Below are 19,368 nucleotides of genomic sequence, written 5' to 3' on the forward strand. Positions count from 1 at the left end.
GCTTGGCTGGACGCGACTCGGATCCACCTTCAATCTGGGCAAAGTTACCGGAGGAAATGCCGGGTGATGACTACGTGGCTGCAACCATTGATGCTCTATCCTCTCCTACCGTGGCAGAGTCTGCGGCGCTGTCAATTGACGAGGCAAAGCGCGGCTTGGCGTTGAAATTCGGTGTAAGTGTCGAGCAGATTGACATTACCATCCGTGGCTGATGGCTGATGGCTGATGGCTGATGGCTGATGGCTGATGGCTGATGGCTGATGGCTGATGGCTGATGGCTGATGGCTAATGGCTAATGGCTAATGGCTTGGGCAGGGGTGGAGTTGAAGGATTTGTTGTCAAACCACTCAATGGCCATTCCGCCGCGCTAAGCCTTTACAGAGTTCGCGGTCTGCGATGATCTGATCGCGAAGTTCCTCTGGGTCGATACTCATATCACCACGTGAGAAGCACTCACTTCGCTGGCAAACCTTGGGCAAAGAAAAAGGCCCTGGAGGGCCTATGCTGTTTTCTGTTTGGGTCTCTTGGTGTTCTGCACTACAGCTGCGGTTGAGCCGAAGACCGTTTGACCGCACCGGAGTAGCATGTTTCGATTTAGGAGATCCACGCATTCCTCCGTCGCCTCCATGACCCCTCTGCCATACATTTCAGAGTCATTGACCATATATGCCATAGTTGGTGAGATGGGAAAATAGAAGTCAGAGTGATCTGGTGGTGGCCCTGAGGAAGTATCAACGACTGAGGGATGAACACTGATAACAGGGTGGTCACTGGTTAAAAAAGGGGTTTTCGTTTTATTGACGAGCCATACCACATTTTTTCGATAGTAGAACCGGTCAAGATTAAAGCCGACGTTGACACCATAAACTAGGCTCATGAACCACCAGGTCTTCTTGGCGATCCTCACATACTCGTCGCCTGCGTGACTCCACGAGTCGATAAATGTATCCCTGAGAAACTTTGTTCGGGCAAACTGATGACCGATATAACTGTGTAGGTTATTTCTGTTCTGAGCTGAGTTAAGAACTGACAGATCGCCGTTTTGGAGTGAGTCGAGAATAGGCCTAAAGTCATTTTCGACCGTAGTGTGGATGTTCTCTAAGGTATTCGCTAACAGCAATTCACGTTTGTGAGCTTGATCTTCTCTGTCTAGCACTTCGATGGCGCATGACAAATAGATCATCTTTTCGAGCATCTTGTAGTGGAACGCTCGAAGGTGCTCATCTGCTTTGTCAAGCCAAACCTGGATAAACTCTACGTCTTGGTCATCCAGGGGAGTTATCCTGTAGAAGTGAGGCTCGCAGGCCACACCACGGACGCTGTAAAGCTCCACGCCCTTTTTTGTCTTCCGGTATACATCTCTACCGTTTTCTGCCCAACCCCGGAGGTAGTGTGCCCAAACGTAGTGATTGTTTTTCTTGATCTCTTCACTCTTCAATCGAGCGACTTCCTTCTTGGAGATAATGGCTTACACAAGCTTCTAAGGCTCTAACATCGCCCAAGGCACGGTGGTCGCGAAAGGCTGGACGCAGAGCAAGGGCCTTGGTGGCCGGCTCCCGCCCAATGAATGTCTCAAGGGGGCGCACACCGAAAGTTGGCTCAATACCCGCAGCTTCGTACAGCACGTCCAGCCAATAGCAGTCGGCTGGGTTGTCGGAGCACAGCATTTTGCCGTCAAACAGTCGGCTCGTGGCCTTGGCGACTTCGAGGGGAGACTGGCCTTCGCTTATGAGCTGTTCCCGGCTGAGGCCATGCATGTCCTGCGCGTCGTAGCTCCAATGATCCCAGTACGAGGCTGGCTGGATCAGGGCTTGATACTCACCACCCGGAAAGACAACATCTACTTCGATTGGATAGCTTTCCGGAGCGATCCCGGATGCTTCTAAGTCAATGAAATATGTTGGCTTCATGCTGGTCGTCCATGCCAAAAGGCCATCTTGTCTGCGGCCCTGTTTGGAGTCAAACCGCGTTGCCTGGCCTGAGGGCTGGCGATACGTTGCCGGGATTAATCAGCCCTGTTCGACCTCGTCCTGTCTCGGGTTACGCGTGAACACTACATCACCGGTAAAGCCGCGATCAATTTCCCGTATCCGGACGTGACCACGGGTGGTTGGCATTTCCTGTCGTACTGGAATCGTGATTCGGGGGTGTGCAAAGTGTCTCTCGCTGGCATCCATTTCCGGAAACCACATCGTATTTTGGTGACGCCGGGATCTTGGATGCTACTCAGCTGCTAGCCGAGCGAGGCTGGCATGCTGAAAGGGAAACCGTCTGGATGGCTGACGTCGCCTACGAATGGGGCAATGGCCTCTTGAAAGACACCTAGCCGGTTATCCTGCTGACGATGTTCGATTGATGACAAAGTCTGCCGTGGACGCGGTGGATCGAGTCTTCCGACCAGAATTCAAATACAGCAAAGCTGACGTGCTCAATAATATTTTTTGAGCCCGTTAAAGGTTTGCTGAAATTGAGCCGATTGGTTTTAGTAAGCCAATTTTTCGAGAGCGCTATGAGTGACAACAAACGTTTGAAATCCCGTCTCACTTTCAAGTCCTCTGAAATTTTCAGTTTTCCGGGAGCAGACGAACATTATTGTGCGACTGTCAAACTCGCTCCATCTCGACTCATACGTTTAACCCTACACGACTTCAAAGTATGCTTCACCCCACAGCAAGCTTATGAGATCGCGTCCGGTCTAATCAAAGCAGTACTCAACTCGGTTGATCACAATCACTCAAAGCTGGATAAGTCTAATATCCAGAGTGCTCATGATCATTGGGCTGCTCTCATTGAGCGCCATGAGCCGTTTGGATCACAGGAGACATCTGATTTGCTCCAAGTTGTGATGACTGGTAGAAATTTCTTAATTACAGGAGCCCTGCTTGATCCCGAGCCGATGCGGGAATTTAAGGATGGTGAAGAGGCTATCTATGATTTTCAGATCAGACTAGATGGCCAATACGTCTTAATGTGTTTTGGATGGGTTGGGTGGAGTCTCAGCCGAAGTGAAGCACAGTGGCTAGCGGAACAGCTTTGGACTGCGGTGTTTTTAGCAACAAAGCCTAAGGCGCAGATTAATCAGGAGTGCGCAGATGGAGTAAACGCGACCTGATACTTGTTGAGGCCGTACCTACCTCCATCCCAACGCACCAGGCCTCGCTCCGCAAGCGCGGCCTTAGCCTCTTGATGCCGACTATTGCTCGGGATCGTTGGGGCTTTAACAGCGTTTACGGCACGACGCGTGGCCAAGAGATCGTTGACCAAGCGTCCTTTCCCATCGGCAGGCAGTCGCGGAAGTCTGTCAGAAACAGCTGATTCAACTGTTTATATTGGTGTACTGTTAGGCAACTAATCACCTTGAGATTTTCCAATGTCTAAACTCGCAGAATTCCGCCAACTCGAAAAACACCTGGCCGAGCAGCTCCAAGCGCTCGAAGCTTTGAAAGGCGATGCTGGCCTTAAAAAAGAAATTGAATTTGAGTCCAAACTGCGCGCGTTACTGGCTGAATACGGCTACAGCTTGAAGGATGTGATCAACCTACTTGACCCGCAGGCGGGCCGTCGCGCTCCAGTTGTTGAGTCCAAAGCCGGCAGCCGTAAACCACGCCAAGTGAAGGTCTATAAAAACCCTCATACCGGCGAAGTCGTCGAAACCAAAGGCGGCAATCACAAGACGCTGAAGGAGTGGAAAGCACAGCACGGCGCCGCGACCGTTGAGTCCTGGCTGACCAAGTGATATAGGTTTGAGTACAAAAAAGGGCCCAGTTGAGGCCCTTTTTTGGAGATTGCATTTATGGAGATCCGATACCTTAAGGGCCTCTCAGAGATTTGAGTGCTTGCCTGTAACCGTGGCTAATGATCAGGATTCCGAGGTATCGCAGCGTGCTGAGTTAACGGTAGATTTTGTGCCCAGCCTCAGTTAACACCAACAGTCCTTTCTCGAAGTCGGTCTCTTTGAGCAGCATGTAATCGCCGTCGAAGGTTGACACCACAAACACGCCGAAACCGGCTTCGGTAAGTGGGCGGATTACCGAGAGGATGATGCCTGTCTCATCGAAGGCGAACGGGCCCACGAACTGAAAGCATCGCCAGTCTCGATCAACCTTTATTCCTTCAGGTACCCGTGATTGCAAGCATACGATCGATAGCTCCTCAGGCGAACGTGAGATGCTGACGAATCCTGCGCCATCAGCCCAAGACGGAAGCTTTTCGTCCCCTTGCAGTCGGGAAATGCTGTAGGCGTCGGGCAATACTTTCAGATTGATGCTTTTTGCGAGTTGCATAAGGTTCCTTAAGATTGATGAAGCGATCGTGTAATCGTTGGTGATTGCCCACCTGTGGCTGTAGGAATCTTGAGATTAGCTAGCACCATTTGCTAAGCGCTTGTCGCTGAGCACCAAGCCAATTCCTCCTAGTACCGCTAACGATGTCAGTGCTAAGCGAACGGTAAGCTGTTCACCCAAGAGGAGTACCCCAGCGAGAGACGCTAAGACAGGAACACTCAGTTGGATGGTTGCTGCTCGAAATGATGACAGCGAACGTATCGCCGCGTACCAGATTGCATAACCAACGCCTGAGGCAATCGTCCCAGAAGCAATGGCGCAAAGAACGCCCAATAAATCTATTGAAAAGTCTTGTACGAAGGGGATCGATGCCAAAAGCATCATAGGGATGGCTCGCAAGAAATTTCCTGCAGTCGATGCGAGTGGGTCGTTCGATTGCTTGCCGATTAAGGAGTATCCGGCCCATGCAATGCCTGACAACAGCATAATTCCAGCGCTACCAAGCGCAGGCGCACTTGTCCCGGGTAATAACAAGGCCACAAGACCTCCGATAGCAAGGAGTAGCCCTGCAATTGCGACTCCTTGCATCCTCTCGCCTTTGCAGTACCCGTAACCAAGCATGGTGAGTTGTACTGCGCCGAATAAAAGTAGCGCGCCAGTTCCAGTTTCCAAGTTCAAATATGCGTATGAAAAAGCGAATGCATAGGTGAACAGGGTGAAAGCACCAAACCAGGTTCCTGAGGGGCGGGACGTAGCATTTTTAATCGCTAGAAGCACCCAAAGCATGATAGCTCCGCTCACCAGGCGTATTAGTGTGAAGGAGGTAGGATCAATTTCTGTATGACGAAGAGCAAGTCGGCAAAGCACCGAGTTGGCTGCAAAAGCTAGCATTGCTAAAGTAGTCAACAGGACTACTTTTTTGGCGACTTTGAATAGCGGTATATTAAGTATGTGCTGTGACACTAGCTGTTCCCCACAGTACGTATAGGTTACTACAGACTTATAAAGTTACCTCGCGCTTGGGGCTTCCAGCTTCTGCGGTCAGTAGCAGTTGTTCAAGCCAAGCGAAATTCATAAAATATATTGTTGGTTGCTATGATTAAGGCTACCGTTCAGTTGGTAGGCTTGCAACATAATTATCTGTGATTGTGTGATGTCAGTCGAATCCGGAGCCGCAGTGGCTACACCCTGGCGATCAGATCCATGTATGGATTGACGGCCTGGGAGAGCAGCGGCAGAAGGTTATTCCAGCCAGGTCATCCGTACCTCGGCATATGAGCGTCTCCAAGTGGAGACGCTGAATGTGCCGAAGAATGCTATGAAGTGAAACCGAGTACGCTAGCTGCCAGCATGATGGCAGCGACAATACCGACGATCGAGAACGCCTGTTGTAAACGAGGAACGGCCAGCTTGTGCGCTAGCTGCCTTCCCGCGATCAACCCTAAAACCGCACCGGCGGCAAACGGTACCGCTGCTTGCCAATACATAACGCCGCTGATAGCGGCTGCAATCACTCCGCCGATTGAAACCGATGCGATCACCGCAAGAGAAGTTGCGACAATACTTTTCATTTCCAGATTGGTGTATCGCGTCAGGGCCGGAATGATGACGAAACCGCCTCCGACACCCAGCAAGCCTGACAGTAAGCCCGACGTGAAACCGGTAAACGCCAATACTCGAGCACAGGGCAGCGTCCAGCGTAACCGCCCCTTTACCGGATTAAGTACGCAGGGCAACACCTCGCGTCGTGTAGCGGCACCGCCATTACGGATTTCCCGACTTGCATTGCGCAACATGCGCACGCTTGCGTAGATCAGCACCAACGAAAACACGAGTGCGAGAGGCTTGTTGGGAATGCGCTGAGCCAGGTGTAAGCCTAGCGGCGCAGCCACGATTCCAATCGATGATATGAAGGCAGCTGCTTTATATCGAACGACGCCTTGCTTCAATCCGAGCACAGCTCCGACGCCGGAAGCTAAAGCCACTGCTAGCAGCCCGACAGGGGCTGCTTGGGTCATTGATAAACCTAGACCGAAAACCAATACAGGAATGGCGAGGATTCCCCCGCCTGCACCAGTCATGGCTAGAACACCTCCAATGACCGCGCCAAGAACGACGGCCAGCATACTGTGCTCATCCATATTTTAATGCTCCGCCTGACTTACTTCCGTGTCAGCGAACCATTCGCGCCCTTTCAGCATGCAGTGCCAGTAGAAAGACGGGAGAATTCTCTCTTTAAGAAACCAGCTCAAACGAGAGGGTTTGCGCCCATCCACAAACCAGGTAGCAAACGTCGGCGCTAACTTTCCGCCATAGAGAAACTCGGCCAAGACAACTTTCCCACGCTCAACCGTAAGAGGGCAGGAGCCATAGCCGTTATACGCAGCTTGATGCTGTTTCATCCCTAGGTTAACCAGGACATTGTTCGCTACGACCGGCGCTTGTTTACGTGCAGCCGCCATGGTTTTCGCATTTGTGGTATTCACCACATCTCCTAGCGCCCAAACATTGGAAAATTTGCGGTGAGCCAAGGTCTTCGGATCAACGTCGACCCATCCCGCCTCATCCACTAGCGGGCTTGAGCGAATAAAGTCAGGAGCAACCTGCGGAGGCACGACGTGGAGGAGGTCAAACGACTCAATCACGGTCTGGGTGTTTCCATCTTTATCGGTACGTTCGAAAGTCGCCTGTTTGTTGGGGCCATCCACGGCAACCAGCTTGTGGCTGAATTTCAAGTCGACCGCATATTTTTCCATGTACGACATGAGGGCAGGGACGTAGTCGGCGACGCCGAATAGCACACCGCCGGAATTAAAAAATTGCGTTTTTATCTGCGCCTGGCGATCGTTTTTCAACCAGTGATCGCATGAGAGATAGAGCGCTTTCTGAGGCGCACCCGCACACTTGATTGGCATTGGCGGCTGCGTAAAGAGGGCCTTGCCTGATTTGAGTTCCTGGACAAGCTTCCAGGTGTAAGGCGCAAGATCGTAGCGATAATTAGAGGTTACGCCATTGGAGCCTAATGTCTCAGTCAGTCCTTTGATAGCCGACCAATCGAGCTTCAAGCCAGGGCAGACGACAAGCTGGTCGTACTGAATAACTCTCCCTCCATCGAGGACGACTGCATTGGTCTGTGGGTCGAAAGCAGTTACCGCTGCTTTGATCCACGTCACACCTCGAGGCATGACAGATGCCATAGTCCTTACAGTAGATTCAGCCTCGAAGACGCCTCCGCCGACCATAGTCCACCCAGGTTGATAGTAGTGCGCGTCAGCAGGGTCGATTAGTGCGATATCCAGATTCGGTTCTCGTGACTTCAGGCTGGCTGCGGTGGCAATGCCTGCAGAGCCGGCACCAACAATGACGATCTGGTGATGAGTCGTAGCCATGGCGTTAACGGTGCGTCCGCCATTGCTGATTCTGCGTGCAAGTGAAGAAACATCCACCTGTGCGCTTTTGGTTTTTTCGAGAATGGCGGACAGACTCTGCTTGCCTGCCTCAGAGAGCGCCCACAGCATCGCTGACCGGGTGCCAGTTCTACAGTAGGCAACCACAGGTCTCGACGCCTCCTTTAAAATTGCAACGAAGGAATCTACCGTTTCATCAGCGATGGCCGATGCTTGGGTGGGCAGGTAGTGAAACGTTATGCCTTCTGCTTCAGCTGCTTGGCGGATCGTTACATGTGTTGGCTGGTCGGTTGCCTCGCCATCCGGCCTGTTGCAGATGAGAGTACGAATCCCGAGCTCAGCCAGTTGCTTCACATCGACGACGGTCAGTTGCGACGCAATAGAAAAATCCGAACTTAATTTATAAGTATTCATATTATTTTCCGTTGATAACTACGCAAGGTTAAAGCGTTAAAGCGTGTTGAGCGGTATTTTCAGATAGCGGATACCATTCGTTTCTGGCTCTGGCATGTTGCCGCCACGCATATTGATTTGGACGGATGGCAGTATCAGCATTGGCATGTCGAGAGTTGCATCACGTGTTTCTCGCATGTTCACAAACGTATCTTCGCTTGTACCTTCGCGGACATGGATGTTTTCATGCTTTTGTGCTTTTACACTGGTGATAAACGCGAGCGGTCGGCCATTCGGACGATAATCGTGGCACATGAAAATGTGGGTTGATTCAGGAAGCGCCAAAATCTTATGTATTGACCGAAAGAGTGTTCTGGCGTCCCCTCCAGGGAAGTCGCACCTTGCTGTGCCGTAATCGGGCATGAACAATGTATCGCCCACGAACGCGAGACCTGCTTGTTCATCCTGGATAAGATAGGTCATACAGGCAGGTGTATGACCAGGCGTATGCAACGCTTGGGCGGTTAAGCTGCCAATATGAAACGTATCGTTGTCATCAAACAAAATATCAAACTGATCGGAACCGCTTTTAAGTTCATCCTCTGTATGGAACAAGTGGCTAAAGACTTTTTGAACGTCTTTTATTCTGTTTCCGATGCCAATCTTGCCGCCTAGCCGTTGTTTCAAATATTGAGCAGCGGTCAGATGATCGGCATGTAAATGTGTCTCAAGGATCCATTCGACGGATGCGCCCAGTTCCGTCACGCGTGCAACGATTCTGTCGGCTGATTCAGTTTTTGTGCGGCCCGATTTCGGATCGTAGTCAAGCACGCTATCGATAAGCGCACACTGCATGGTAGAGCGGTCAAGCAACAGATAGCTGAACGTCGATGTCGCTTCGTCAAAGAATTCTTCGACCAATATTTTTTCGCCGAAATACATTAGATAGCTCCTGAATAGCTGCTATGTCAGCAGTCTCAAGATCCATGCCAGTGTTGATCTTTCCATTGAACGCTCTAAACAGCGTGTTTCCTGAGTTTCCAGGGCGGGGTATCCGTGTCTGCCATTATTTTTGGCAGTTAACTGGCAGTCTGTGGCAGTATTTGGCAGTAGGAAACATACGTGTTCGGGAGAAGATTATGAGTAGTGGGCTAATCGCTACGAGCAATGTAGATGTTCAAGCGTTGATTTCTTACCTTGAGCATGACGATAGACCCACCATCGTCCTGGATGTCGAGTACAACGTCATCGCCTCCAACAAGGCCTATCAAAGGCATTTTGGTGTTGAGGGAAAACCGCACGTTGGCTCCAAATGCTTCAAGGTTTCGCATGGCTATGCCGTTCCCTGCGATCAGGCGGGTGAGCTTTGTCCAATGCGCAAGGCGTTTAATAGCCATGCTGCGGAAAGGGTGCTGCATATTCACCACACTCCCCGGGGGCCAGAACACGTTGATGTTGAGCTTCGTCCCATTTTGGATCGCCAGGGCCAGGTAGTTGCTTACGTTGAAAGATTGATCACCGTAGACATAGCGTCTGCGCAGCCGCAAAAGCAGGGGCTAGTGGGCGTGTCGCCGTCTTTTAAACAAGCGTTGAGCGCGCTGCAGCGAGCGGCGCCTTCCCCGATTCCCGTTCTTTTGCAGGGTGAGTCGGGAACCGGTAAAGAGCTGTTCGCTAGGGCGCTCCATATGGGTAGTCCGCGCTCAAAGGCACCTCTGGTTGTAGTCGACTGCACCGGCCTTTCAGAGTCGCTGTTCGAGAGTGAATTATTTGGCCATGAAAAAGGAGCATTCACAGGCGCGCTCAGTAAGAAAATTGGGCTTGCAGAGGCTGCGCATGGCGGTACGCTTTTTCTGGACGAAATAGGCGATGTACCTCTCTCCATGCAAGTCAAATTGTTGCGTCTAATTGAGTCTGGCAGTTTTAGACCTGTTGGTAGTTTACGGACGATCCATTCCGATTTCCGTCTCGTTGTTGCAACTCATAAACCTTTAAAGGATATGGTTGAACTTGGCACTTTTCGCGAAGACCTCTACTACAGAATCAGTGCTTTTCCTATAACGCTTCCGCCATTGAGAGAGCGTTTAGACGATTTGCCGCTGCTTATAGAAAGTCATCTAAAACGAATTGCACCTGGCAGTCGGGCTGAAATTGACGAGGAAGCATTGAAGCGCCTTATGCTGTATTCATTTCCGGGGAATGTCAGGGAGCTAAAAAATATTCTTGAACGGGCGCGTCTGTTCAGTGACGATGGGATTGTACGGGAAAGAGATTTGCCTACGAATGTAACTGGCTACGTCTCCCAGTACAAAACTACAAATAGAAATAGCAAGTCCCTAAAAAACCTTGCCCAGGTACTTAATGGGTTCGAGGGGTCGCGAGCAGATTTAGCCAAAGAACTGGGGATTAGTGAACGAACGCTTTATCGTCGGATTCAGGTTTTAGAAGGGAAATAGATGAGTCTTATCGGCGAGCAGTGTTGAAGGTGTTGATCTTGAGATAAAGCATTCGGGCGGACTAGAAAGCACAGCCCAATTAAGGGCTGTGCATATAATTAGCTTGAAGATTAGCCGCGTAACATGTTGAATTTCGCAAAGCCTTGTTCGAGGTCTTCGATCAGATCAGATGGGTCTTCAAGACCAATATGCAGCCGCACAAGGTGCCCATCAATTTCCCAGGACGTCGCACTTCTAACGGGTTTAGGATCTGCGATCATCGCCAAGCTTTCAAAACCGCCCCAAGAGTAGCCAATTGAAAACAACGATAGGCTATCCAAGAGTGCATCTGCCGCTGCTTGCGTGGAAGGTTTTGTCACGAAGGACAGTAAACCTGATGCTCCTTTAAAATCCCTTTTCCATAATTGGTGCTGAGGGTGAGACTCTAATGCAGGATAATAAACTGCTTCCACTTCCTCGCGTGTCTCCAGCCACTTGGCGACAGTCGTCGCGTTTTTGTAATGACGTTCGAGTCGCACATCTAGCGTCCTCATCCCTCGGAGCGCCAGCGTCACGTCATCCGGACTCGCAAACAATCCCATGTTGAAATGGAATCGCTTGAGGCTATCCCACGCACGCTTGGAGGCTGATACGGTACCAAGAACGGCATCTGAGTGACCGACGATATATTTCGTGGCAGCCATGATGGACAGATCGACACCAAGTTCCAGTGATGGAAAGTAAAGCGGGGTACCCCAAGTGTTGTCTGTAATAACCAGGATGTCATGTTCATGGGCAACCTTGGCTATCGCAGGGATGTCTTGTAATTCCAGAGTCAAGGAGCCAGGAGATTCGGTATAGATGGCTTTAGTGTTTGGTTTGAGGAAATCTACGATGCCGGCACCTATTGTCGGGTCGTAAAACGTGACCTCGATTCCAAGGCGTTGACCCACCTGCTCACAAAAAGCCCTTATCGGCGAATACACGTTGTCGGCAATGAGCAGGTGATCCCCAGCTCCCACCACCGACAGTATGGCAGTCGTACATGCCGAGAGCCCCGAGGGGCAAAGAACCGTGCCTTCCGCTCCCTCCAGCTGCTGGAGGGCCTGAGTCAATGCTTCCGTCGAGGGGTTGTTCCACCGGCCATACGTATATTTTTGGCGGCCCTCACGCATCGACTCACACGTAGGGAACGCCACAGTGGAACCCCGGTAAACCGGTGTATTAACGAAGCCATGATGTTGATCAGGCTCGATAGAGGCGTGGGCGAGTAGGGTTTGCACGTTTTTATATTTTTTCATACCGGCTTCCAATTCTAGCGTTTGGTGAGATTTGGCTACGCACTAGCTACCGCAGGTTCAAGATTAAAATGCCATTTTCATTAAATGTCTACCACAAGGTTGGCATGTAGGTAAAACTCTTTAAAAAACAAGACATTAAAAATATTTAAAAAATAGAGTTTGCATGGCTACCATGTGAATGGTAGGTTTTTTGTGTCTTGGGATTTCGCTACCTGGTCGACCGAAAAGCGATGATCTGAGCGTGTTGTGGCATTGGGTGGGAGAGGTTTAGAGTCTTTGACGACATGGGAGCTCAAGGCTTCTCTCGCACTTCCCGTTTGGAATGGGAAGAAGAAAGTTAAGTTTGCAAGGGATAAGAATAAAAACTGCAAATTAATCGCTTGGGTGAAACATGAAAAAACAAAAAATACAATCTCTCTCAACAGTTCAGTGTGGCAGCGAACTAAAAGATAGATCGAACTGGCTTGATTCTCATGAAAGCGGATATTCAAAGCATTTAAAGAAACGTCATGTACAAATGATGGCGCTAGGTGGAGCCATCGGTACAGGTCTGTTCCTGGGGGCTGGGGCCAGACTGCAAATCGCGGGGCCTGCACTTGCGGTGATTTATTTGGTTTGTGGGATATTTGCCTTTTTCATTTTGAGGGCACTGGGTGAGCTAGTGATGCACCGTCCAAGCAGTGGAAGTTTTGTATCTTACACCAGGGAGTTTATGGGTGAGCGTGCCTCTTTCGTTGCAGGATGGATGTATTTTGTAGTTTGGGCGTTAACAGGTGTTGTTGATATAACCGCCATTGCTATTTATATGAAGTATTGGAGTATATTTTCGGATGTCCCTCAGTGGGTATTCGCGCTAAGTGCTTTGGGTGTAGTGACATTGATGAACATGGTCGGTGTCAAATGGTTTGGTGAAATGGAGTTCTGGTTCGCGGTGATAAAGGTCGCCGCTATCAGTATTTTTTTGGTGATCGGGTCGTTCTTTTTTGCTACTGGGCATGAGGTGGCAGGACATATTCCTGGCTTGCATTTGATCACGGATAACGGGGGGATATTTCCTCATGGGCTTTTGCCAGCAATCATCATCGTGCAAGGCGTCATCTTTGCTTATGCGAGCATAGAGTTGGTGGGGACTGCTGCTGGCGAGACGGCGGATGCAAGAAAAGTTATTCCCAAAGCCATTAATGGGGTGATCTGGAGAATAAGTTTGTTTTACGTGGGCTCCGTATTTCTGCTTGTTACTGTGCTCCCTTGGACAGCCTATAGCGCTAACGTCAGTCCTTTTGTAACTTTTTTTGAAGCACTTGGTGTACCTGGCATTGGCTCCGTAATGAACATTGTTGTAATGACAGCGGCGCTCTCAAGTCTCAATTCAGGTTTATACGCCACTGGGCGTGTGTTGAGGTCACTTGCGATGGGTGGGTCAGCGCCAAAAATGTTTAAACGCATGAGTAGTCAAGGGGTACCCTATATGGGGATCTTGGTCACCATGGGGATTAACGTATTTGGTGTTGTACTGAATTTCTTGATCCCCGCGCAATTATTTGAGCTCTTACTGAACTTAGTATCGCTGGGGATTCTTTCGACTTGGGCATTCATTGTTTTATCGCAAATAAATTACCGTCGTGCTGTAAAAAGAGGTGAGGTCGAAATGGTCTCATTTAGAATGCCTGGAGCGCCGTTCACCTCTTGGCTAACTCTTGTTTTCTTGCTTGTGGTATTGGTTCTCTTGGCGTTCGATTATCCCAACGGAACTTACACCGTTCTTTCTATACCGTTAGTCGCCGGTGCACTGATGCTGGGTTGGTCGAAGGCCGTCCGTTCCAAAGCTAAAGGTTCGGAAGAAATTAAAAGCGATCCTAGCCACGTAGGGGCCTAGCTTAATAGAGATGAGAGGTCGTTTTACAGCGTCCTCTCATCTCTAGAGTTGAACTGTTGCCTTAAGACAGCTAATATGCATTCATTAAAAACTCTAGGTAAGCTTTATGAGTACGCGTTCCGACCTTTTAACCACCGCCGAGTTATTGCTGCGCACCAAAGGCTACGCTGCATTTAGCTATGCCGATCTGGCTGATGAAATTGGCATAAAAAAGGCGAGCATTCATCATCACTTCCCTACAAAGGAAGGGCTCGGAATCGCTGTTATTGAGAGTTACCTATTCAGATTTTCCAAGAATTTAGAGTCAATAAACGAAGAGAGTCATGATGTAGTAGGTCGGCTAAAAGCATTTGCCGAGCTTTTTGTCGATAGCTCGGATAACGGCATGTTGCCACTTTGCGGTGCGCTTGCAGCTGAGCTGTCTGCGCTGCCAGAAAGCCTTAAGGAGTTGACTAAGAAGTTTTTTGAGATTCATATTTCTTGGTTAGAAAGTAATCTAGTCATAGGTCAATCCCAAAAAGTTATTAAGGCAGATCTCAACCCGAAAGAGGTTTCAAGAGCGATCTTGAGCTTGCTTGAAGGCAGCAGTTTTGTTTCCTGGGCACTTAGCGACAAGGTGGTTGATCAGTCTGGGTTTAATTTGATTTTGCAAAATATTATCGTTTCCTAACTCGCGCTCAGGATTTTATCTATAGTTCCACTCCTCCGTGGGACGCACTTTGCACGGACGGCAGTGTAGTTGAGTTGACGCAATGGCAGCCCCTGCATTTCCTGACGCAATGAGTACCACACCTAGCCAAGACGGATTATCCCGTTAACGCTTCGACGGCCCAGCTGATCGAGGTTTTCCGTTGGGCTGTACAGCATCGCAGGTGGGAGGGGGAGTATTCCAATTATCACGCGGCGACGGAAAACCTCATGCGTCTTGGCGGTTTCGGTCTCCGGCATGCCGCCTATGAAGGCAAGAAAGCCCCCAAAACCAGAAGTGCACATCCTTACTCAGGGGAACGCTTCGCGTCACTAAGGCGAGGAGCCGTATGCGATAGTTCCGCACGGATCTGCGGAGGAGATGGCAGCTAACTGCCATTTCCAGCGCGACCTTTAGAGATATAGATCCATAGGATTCACTACTACTCCTATAGATTGACCAGCTACCTAAGTGAAGCCACCGCATCGGAGCCAATACCACCGACCCGAATCTTAGTTTCTTTGGAAGCCACTTGATATTTACCCACGCGATCCGAGCCATCAGCGGCTAGGCCTTTTGCTCCGACATGATCGGCACCATCAGCGGCGACCCCTTTTGCCCCGACGTGATCGGCGCCGTCAGCAGCCAAACCTTTTGCTCCGACATGATCGGCACCATCAGCGGCGACCCCTTTTGCCCCGACGTGATCGGCACCGTCAGCAGCCAAACCTTTTGCTCCGACATGATCGGCACCATCAGCGGCGACCCCTTTTGCCCCGACGTGATCGGCACCGTCAGCAGCCAAACCTTTTGCTCCGACATGATCGGCACCATCAGCGGCGACCCCTTTTGCCCCGACGTGATCGGCGCCGTCAGCAGCCAAACCTTTTGCTCCGACATGATCGGCACCATCAGCGGCGACCCCTTTTGCCCCGACGTGATCGGCACCGTCAGCAGCCAAACCTTTTGCTCCGACATGATCGGCACCATCAGCGGCGACCCCTTTTGCCCCGACGTGATCGGCGCCGTCAGCAGCCAAACCTTTTGCTCCGACATGATCGGCCCCATCAGCGGCCACCTGGCCCGTGCCATGCTCAGCGCCACTTCGTGCTAATGCGTCGGCACCGACATGATCAGCACCATCAGACGCAGTAGCGGTAGATTTGGCTTGGTTATCAATAACCGATACAGAACTTGCGGTAGGCAGTTCTTGCGCCTCTGTACGTAACGACGTTTGAGGCACAGCTATGTATATTCCAATTGCTGATAAAAAAAGACCTGAAGCAATTTTACGGTTCATGACTACTCTCCCTGATACCTTTTCAATTAATTTTTTAAGCCCGGTAAAGATTTAGAGGGTAATAGCCTCTTTGGTTTAAGCCATCCTACTCGTAGGCGTTTTGCCGTCTGTCCGTTCGGATAGACGGTGCTTAGCTTTGGGCTATGTTTACCGGGCTTGTGAGTAGATTACTCCTTGCTGGCTTTCGCGCATCAAGCAATTTCAAAAAAATTTATTGCATCCCTCCCTACCAGTTGGTAGAGTTCTTCCGTCGAACATCAACCCCCGCGCAAAAATGCGTTGCACAGAGGACTTACCAAATGACAAATAACCTGAACGGTATTGACGTAGCCGCCCTGCAGCAGTTTGCCCAAGGTGTTGCTGAGGATGCGGGCAAGCGCCACGCCAGCTTTAACGTTAAGACTCAGTGGAAAGGCCAGACGCGCTCTGTGGCGAAAGTCAGTCGCTACAGCCTCGCCGGTGAGACCTATTCGCGTGATTTCGAAATCGTCGCCGATGAGCCAAATGAGTTGCTGGGCCAGAACAGTGCGCCTAACCCTCAAGAGCTGCTAATGGCCGCTCTCAACGCTTGCATGTCGGTCGGCTATGCAGCCAACGCCGCCATGATGGGTATCAAGATCCACAGTCTGGAAATTGAGACGGACGGTACCCTCGACCTGCGTGGTTTCTTGGGCCTCGACGAGAGCGTCAACCCAGGCTACGACGAAGTGAGCTTCGTCGTTCGTCTGCACACCGATGCGCCGCGTGAACGCGTGGAAGAGTTGCACAAGAATGTACTCAAGACGTCGGTCAACTACGCCAACTTCTCGAAAGCCATCCGTATGGTGCCGACCCTCGAGGTTCGTGAGGACTGATTTTCATCGGGTTTGACTCTCTGAACCCTAAGAGCGCCAGCAGACGAATGATCTCTGGCGCTGCAATTTTCGGAAATTTAGTTAACTGGAGTATGAAATGAACGATTTTTTCAAAGGTAAGAAACTGCTTGTGGTAGGCGGTACCAGTGGCATGGGTCTGGAAACTGCTCGCATGGTGCTGAAAGCCGGTGGCAGCGTGGTGTTGACAGGCAGCAAGCAAGACAAGGCAGACGCCGTCCGTAACGAGTTGAGCGCGTTTGGCCCGGTTTCTGTGATAGTCGCAAACCTCATGACTGAAGAAGGCATGAATTTCGTTCGCAATGAAATCAACGCCAACCACAGCGATATCAGCCTGATGGTGAATTCCGCTGGCATTTTCATTCCCAAAGCCTTCACCGAACACGACGAAGCTGAGTACGACATGTACCTGTCTCTCAATCGTGCAACGTTCTTTATCACCCAAACAGTGGTCAAGAACATGCTCGCCGCCAAGCGCGAAGGATCAATCGTCAACGTCGGCTCCATCGGTGCTCAGGCTGCATTGGCAGGTTCGCCGGCCTCTGCCTACTCCATGGCGAAGGCAGGTCTGCACGCCCTGACCCGTAACCTGGCAATTGAATTGGCTCACTCGGGTATCCGCGTCAACGCAGTCTCGCCAGGGATCGTTCACACCTCGATTTATGAAGGTTTCATGGACAAAGAGGCGATCCCAGAAGCGATGAAGTCGCTGAACGATTTCCACCCACTGGGTCGAGTTGGTGTTCCTGAGGATGTGGCCAACACCATCGTGTTCCTGCTGTCGGACAAGACATCCTGGGTGACCGGTGCTATCTGGGACGTGGATGCGGGAATCATGGCCGTTCGTGCCTGATTTCAGCTAACGCTGTCTGATGGAAGTCGCCTAAGTCGACTTCCATTCCATCACCAAGAGTGCTGGGAGGTGCAATGGCTCGAACGTTCATCCAAGGCCATTTGACTGGCCCAGCTGGCAGCAGCCTGCCAGCTTTTGGTGTAGGGCGGCTGAAGGCTAGCCGCAGGAGTTTTCAATGTCAGTTTCGACAAGAGCAGCGCTGTTAAAAGTCGCGGAAACCCAGATGAGGTCTAAGGGCTACTCAGCGTTTAGTTATGCTGATCTAGCCGCGACGATTGGCATTAGAAAAGCCAGCATTCATCATCACTTCCCGACCAAAGAGTGTCTCGGTCAAGAGTTGATCAAGGACTCTTTCAATCGCTTCGATGCGACCATTCGGTCAATCGAAGACGCCGATGAAGATCCCTTGTTGCGGCTTCGAGCGTTTTCCCGTCTTTTCGTCGTCAGTGCGAATGAAGGGCTTCTACCTTTGTGTGGCGCACTGGCGGCAGAAATGGCAGCACTGCCTTTATCGCTTCAAGTGCTTACTCGAGTTTTTTTCGAGACACAACTTGACTGGCTACAGAGAACCATCAGTGAGGCAGCAATTCAGAAAGGATGGTTACTGGCCAAGCCCGCTCAATCCTATGCATTTATGCTGTTGAGTGCATTAGAGGGGGCGAGTCTTATTGATTGGACATTAGGCCGATCGGCAGATCCCTTGGCTGGGTTCGACTGCTTACTCGAATCGCTGGAGCGATCAGCCGCGATGTCTGCTCGTGAGATCAAACATACCAGTGGCCATCAAACGAATTGTTAACAGTCGCTTTAAGTCTTTCCTCAATAGCGACGGCCTCTTTATTCCCTTCAATACAGAGTGATTTATGAGCAGTGATTCGAAGAAATTCGTAATAGATATTTGGTCTGATTACGTCTGTCCTTGGTGCTGGGTCGCTAAGCGTCGTTTTGAAAAAGCGCTTGAAAACTTTCCTCACAAGGACAGCGTTCAAGTCAACGTTAGAGCTTACCGTCTTGCCCCGAACCATGTTGCTGAGCCTATGGTAGGAGCCCTCAAACGTAAATTGGGTAGTCCAACCGCTGCTGTAACCATGATGAGTACGGTTAAGCAATATGGCCAATCTTCGGGGCTTGATTACCGTTTCGAAACCATGCTGTTTGGTGACACCGCAGACGCGCACATATTAGTCAAAGCAGTCGAAGATGAAACAGTGAAGAAAAACCTGGTGGAAGCGCTCTATGAGCAAAGTACCACCCAGGGTAAATCGCTCTTTGACAGAAAAAGTTTAGAGGCGATAGCAAAGTCTGTAGGGGTATCTGATGAGTCGATTCGACTCGCGTGGTCATCCCCGGATCTGCGCCTTCAGATGCAGGAAGACGAGCGCGCGGCGGCCCAATTCGGCTCAGGCGTTCCGTTTTTTGTGTTCAATAATGCATTTTCCATGGCGGGTGCTCAGCTTCCAGAAGACTTTCTCCAAGCATTGAATCAAATGTATTTGGAAGCAAAGGGCGAGGAGGAGTCGTTCAGCGGTCAAGTCTGCGGTATTGATGGATGTAATTGATGCTAGAGACTTTGCGGCACCTGTTGGTGCTGCAATCTCTAGATTTGAAGTGGCGTTGTGGGTGAGGTGCAAATGAACCGTATCGTAGACTTGAAAGCCGAACAGTTCGCCAGATTCGTTGCAAAAGGCAGCAGCGTCGTGCTGTTTTCGGCGTCTTGGTGCAAGCCATGCCAGGAAATGAAGCCGGTCTTTCACGACCTGGCAGACAAGCTGCATTCTCGCGCCGCATTCGGAAGAATTGATGTGGCTGTTTCGCCGACGATTTCCCAGATGTACGGCATTCGCTCAGTGCCATCCTTGGCGGTTTTTCACGAAGGGCGGTTACGTTTGGTTCTGGCCGGCTCTCGATCGGTTGCCGCGTTGAAGAAAGCAATCTTGGCTGACTTAAAGGACGTCTTTTAGAC

19 protein-coding genes and 1 pseudogene are annotated in these 19,368 nt (G+C 50.6%); 12 read left to right on the forward strand and 8 right to left on the reverse strand.

Features of this window, described 5'->3' with window-relative positions; genetic code table 11:
• Positions 1–499 precede the first annotated feature (499 nt).
• Both AC06G5_RS10015 and AC06G5_RS10020 read right to left on the reverse strand, forming a co-directional pair.
• A complete protein-coding gene (locus tag AC06G5_RS10015) occupies positions 500–1,438 on the reverse strand; it encodes a DUF4238 domain-containing protein (RefSeq protein ID WP_480459360.1) in 939 nt (312 codons plus the stop codon).
• Positions 1,428–1,910 carry a hypothetical protein gene (locus tag AC06G5_RS10020; protein ID WP_480459361.1) on the reverse strand — a complete coding sequence of 161 codons (483 nt, stop codon included), beginning with the start codon at positions 1,908–1,910 and terminating at the stop codon, positions 1,428–1,430. Before AC06G5_RS10020 ends, AC06G5_RS10015 begins: the two co-directional genes overlap by 11 nt.
• 105 nt (positions 1,911–2,015) lie before the next feature.
• Here AC06G5_RS10020 and AC06G5_RS10025 point away from each other — a divergent pair.
• The 3 genes and pseudogenes from AC06G5_RS10025 to AC06G5_RS10035 form a co-directional block, all read left to right on the forward strand.
• A pseudogene (locus tag AC06G5_RS10025) lies at positions 2,016–2,284 on the forward strand (hypothetical protein); the annotation flags it as partial.
• A 225-nt stretch (positions 2,285–2,509) separates the two neighbouring features.
• Positions 2,510–3,112, forward strand: a complete 603-nt coding sequence (locus tag AC06G5_RS10030) for a hypothetical protein (protein ID WP_480459363.1) — start codon at positions 2,510–2,512, stop codon at positions 3,110–3,112.
• Positions 3,113–3,370: 258 nt separating this feature from the next.
• A complete protein-coding gene (locus AC06G5_RS10035; RefSeq protein ID WP_008022738.1) occupies positions 3,371–3,736 on the forward strand; it encodes a histone-like nucleoid-structuring protein, MvaT/MvaU family in 366 nt (121 codons plus the stop codon).
• 154 nt (positions 3,737–3,890) lie between these two features.
• Here the strand turns inward: AC06G5_RS10035 and AC06G5_RS10040 are convergent, their stop codons facing one another.
• The 5 genes from AC06G5_RS10040 to AC06G5_RS10060 form a co-directional block, all read right to left on the reverse strand.
• Positions 3,891–4,283 (reverse strand): ACT domain-containing protein, encoded by a 393-nt coding sequence (locus AC06G5_RS10040; RefSeq protein ID WP_008022736.1) that lies wholly within the window; start codon positions 4,281–4,283, stop codon positions 3,891–3,893.
• A 75-nt stretch (positions 4,284–4,358) separates the two neighbouring features.
• A complete protein-coding gene (locus tag AC06G5_RS10045; RefSeq protein WP_480459365.1) occupies positions 4,359–5,189 on the reverse strand; it encodes a DMT family transporter in 831 nt (276 codons plus the stop codon).
• 410 nt (positions 5,190–5,599) lie between these two features.
• Complete coding sequence (locus AC06G5_RS10050) at positions 5,600–6,424, reverse strand: sulfite exporter TauE/SafE family protein (protein WP_008022733.1); 825 nt, start codon at positions 6,422–6,424, stop codon at positions 5,600–5,602.
• Positions 6,425–6,427: 3 nt separating this feature from the next.
• A complete protein-coding gene (locus AC06G5_RS10055) occupies positions 6,428–8,104 on the reverse strand; it encodes a bifunctional protein tyrosine phosphatase family protein/NAD(P)/FAD-dependent oxidoreductase (RefSeq protein WP_008022730.1) in 1,677 nt (558 codons plus the stop codon).
• Positions 8,105–8,140: 36 nt separating this feature from the next.
• A complete protein-coding gene (locus tag AC06G5_RS10060; RefSeq protein WP_008022727.1) occupies positions 8,141–9,025 on the reverse strand; it encodes an MBL fold metallo-hydrolase in 885 nt (294 codons plus the stop codon).
• Positions 9,026–9,222: 197 nt separating this feature from the next.
• Between AC06G5_RS10060 and AC06G5_RS10065 the strand changes: the two genes are divergently transcribed.
• A complete protein-coding gene (locus AC06G5_RS10065; protein ID WP_008022726.1) occupies positions 9,223–10,536 on the forward strand; it encodes a sigma-54 interaction domain-containing protein in 1,314 nt (437 codons plus the stop codon).
• A gap of 110 nt (positions 10,537–10,646) precedes the next feature.
• Here the strand turns inward: AC06G5_RS10065 and metC are convergent, their stop codons facing one another.
• Positions 10,647–11,816 (reverse strand): cystathionine beta-lyase, encoded by a 1,170-nt coding sequence (gene metC / locus AC06G5_RS10070; RefSeq protein ID WP_008022724.1) that lies wholly within the window; start codon positions 11,814–11,816, stop codon positions 10,647–10,649.
• Between the two features lie 391 nt (positions 11,817–12,207).
• On the opposite strand from metC, the gene AC06G5_RS10075 reads away from it, so the two are divergent.
• The 8 genes from AC06G5_RS10075 (at position 12,208) to AC06G5_RS10110 (ending at position 19,366) form a co-directional block, all read left to right on the forward strand.
• Complete coding sequence (locus tag AC06G5_RS10075) at positions 12,208–13,692, forward strand: amino acid permease (RefSeq protein ID WP_008022723.1); 1,485 nt, start codon at positions 12,208–12,210, stop codon at positions 13,690–13,692.
• Positions 13,693–13,798: 106 nt separating this feature from the next.
• The gene (locus AC06G5_RS10080; protein WP_008022721.1) at positions 13,799–14,362 is read left to right on the forward strand and encodes a TetR/AcrR family transcriptional regulator; all 564 of its coding nucleotides are present in this window, start codon (positions 13,799–13,801) and stop codon (positions 14,360–14,362) included.
• A 604-nt stretch (positions 14,363–14,966) separates the two neighbouring features.
• Entirely contained in the window at positions 14,967–15,494 is a 528-nt protein-coding gene (locus AC06G5_RS10085) for a hypothetical protein (protein WP_480459366.1), read from the forward strand.
• A 485-nt stretch (positions 15,495–15,979) separates the two neighbouring features.
• Positions 15,980–16,534 carry an OsmC family protein gene (locus AC06G5_RS10090; protein WP_008015738.1) on the forward strand — a complete coding sequence of 185 codons (555 nt, stop codon included), beginning with the start codon at positions 15,980–15,982 and terminating at the stop codon, positions 16,532–16,534.
• Between the two features lie 97 nt (positions 16,535–16,631).
• The gene (locus tag AC06G5_RS10095) at positions 16,632–17,405 is read left to right on the forward strand and encodes an SDR family NAD(P)-dependent oxidoreductase (RefSeq protein ID WP_008015737.1); all 774 of its coding nucleotides are present in this window, start codon (positions 16,632–16,634) and stop codon (positions 17,403–17,405) included.
• 175 nt (positions 17,406–17,580) lie between these two features.
• Complete coding sequence (locus AC06G5_RS10100; RefSeq protein ID WP_008015736.1) at positions 17,581–18,204, forward strand: TetR/AcrR family transcriptional regulator; 624 nt, start codon at positions 17,581–17,583, stop codon at positions 18,202–18,204.
• 64 nt (positions 18,205–18,268) lie between these two features.
• Positions 18,269–18,964 (forward strand): DsbA family oxidoreductase, encoded by a 696-nt coding sequence (locus AC06G5_RS10105; protein ID WP_008015735.1) that lies wholly within the window; start codon positions 18,269–18,271, stop codon positions 18,962–18,964.
• 72 nt (positions 18,965–19,036) lie between these two features.
• Positions 19,037–19,366: a thioredoxin family protein gene (locus AC06G5_RS10110; RefSeq protein WP_008015734.1), complete on the forward strand. Its 330-nt coding sequence runs from the start codon at positions 19,037–19,039 to the stop codon at positions 19,364–19,366.
• The last annotated feature ends 2 nt before the right edge of the window (positions 19,367–19,368 follow it).

Source organism: Pseudomonas sp. WT-JTC (genome assembly GCF_056711565.1).

What these genes read in the sequence shown, in the direction of transcription:
- AC06G5_RS10040 (WP_008022736.1), bottom strand. Translation starts at nt 4,283, where the DNA reads ATGCAACTCGCAAAAAGCATCAATCTGAAAGTATTGCCCGACGCCTAC.
- AC06G5_RS10075 (WP_008022723.1), top strand. Translation starts at nt 12,208, where the DNA reads ATGAAAAAACAAAAAATACAATCTCTCTCAACAGTTCAGTGTGGCAGC.
- AC06G5_RS10105 (WP_008015735.1), top strand. Translation starts at nt 18,269, where the DNA reads ATGAGCAGTGATTCGAAGAAATTCGTAATAGATATTTGGTCTGATTAC.
- AC06G5_RS10055 (WP_008022730.1), bottom strand. Translation starts at nt 8,104, where the DNA reads ATGAATACTTATAAATTAAGTTCGGATTTTTCTATTGCGTCGCAACTG.
- AC06G5_RS10090 (WP_008015738.1), top strand. Translation starts at nt 15,980, where the DNA reads ATGACAAATAACCTGAACGGTATTGACGTAGCCGCCCTGCAGCAGTTT.
- AC06G5_RS10080 (WP_008022721.1), top strand. Translation starts at nt 13,799, where the DNA reads ATGAGTACGCGTTCCGACCTTTTAACCACCGCCGAGTTATTGCTGCGC.
- metC (WP_008022724.1), bottom strand. Translation starts at nt 11,816, where the DNA reads ATGAAAAAATATAAAAACGTGCAAACCCTACTCGCCCACGCCTCTATC.
- AC06G5_RS10035 (WP_008022738.1), top strand. Translation starts at nt 3,371, where the DNA reads ATGTCTAAACTCGCAGAATTCCGCCAACTCGAAAAACACCTGGCCGAG.
- AC06G5_RS10085 (WP_480459366.1), top strand. Translation starts at nt 14,967, where the DNA reads ATGATCGGCACCATCAGCGGCGACCCCTTTTGCCCCGACGTGATCGGC.
- AC06G5_RS10020 (WP_480459361.1), bottom strand. Translation starts at nt 1,910, where the DNA reads ATGAAGCCAACATATTTCATTGACTTAGAAGCATCCGGGATCGCTCCG.
- AC06G5_RS10100 (WP_008015736.1), top strand. Translation starts at nt 17,581, where the DNA reads ATGTCAGTTTCGACAAGAGCAGCGCTGTTAAAAGTCGCGGAAACCCAG.
- AC06G5_RS10060 (WP_008022727.1), bottom strand. Translation starts at nt 9,025, where the DNA reads ATGTATTTCGGCGAAAAAATATTGGTCGAAGAATTCTTTGACGAAGCG.
- AC06G5_RS10095 (WP_008015737.1), top strand. Translation starts at nt 16,632, where the DNA reads ATGAACGATTTTTTCAAAGGTAAGAAACTGCTTGTGGTAGGCGGTACC.
- AC06G5_RS10030 (WP_480459363.1), top strand. Translation starts at nt 2,510, where the DNA reads ATGAGTGACAACAAACGTTTGAAATCCCGTCTCACTTTCAAGTCCTCT.
- AC06G5_RS10110 (WP_008015734.1), top strand. Translation starts at nt 19,037, where the DNA reads ATGAACCGTATCGTAGACTTGAAAGCCGAACAGTTCGCCAGATTCGTT.
- AC06G5_RS10050 (WP_008022733.1), bottom strand. Translation starts at nt 6,424, where the DNA reads ATGGATGAGCACAGTATGCTGGCCGTCGTTCTTGGCGCGGTCATTGGA.
- AC06G5_RS10065 (WP_008022726.1), top strand. Translation starts at nt 9,223, where the DNA reads ATGAGTAGTGGGCTAATCGCTACGAGCAATGTAGATGTTCAAGCGTTG.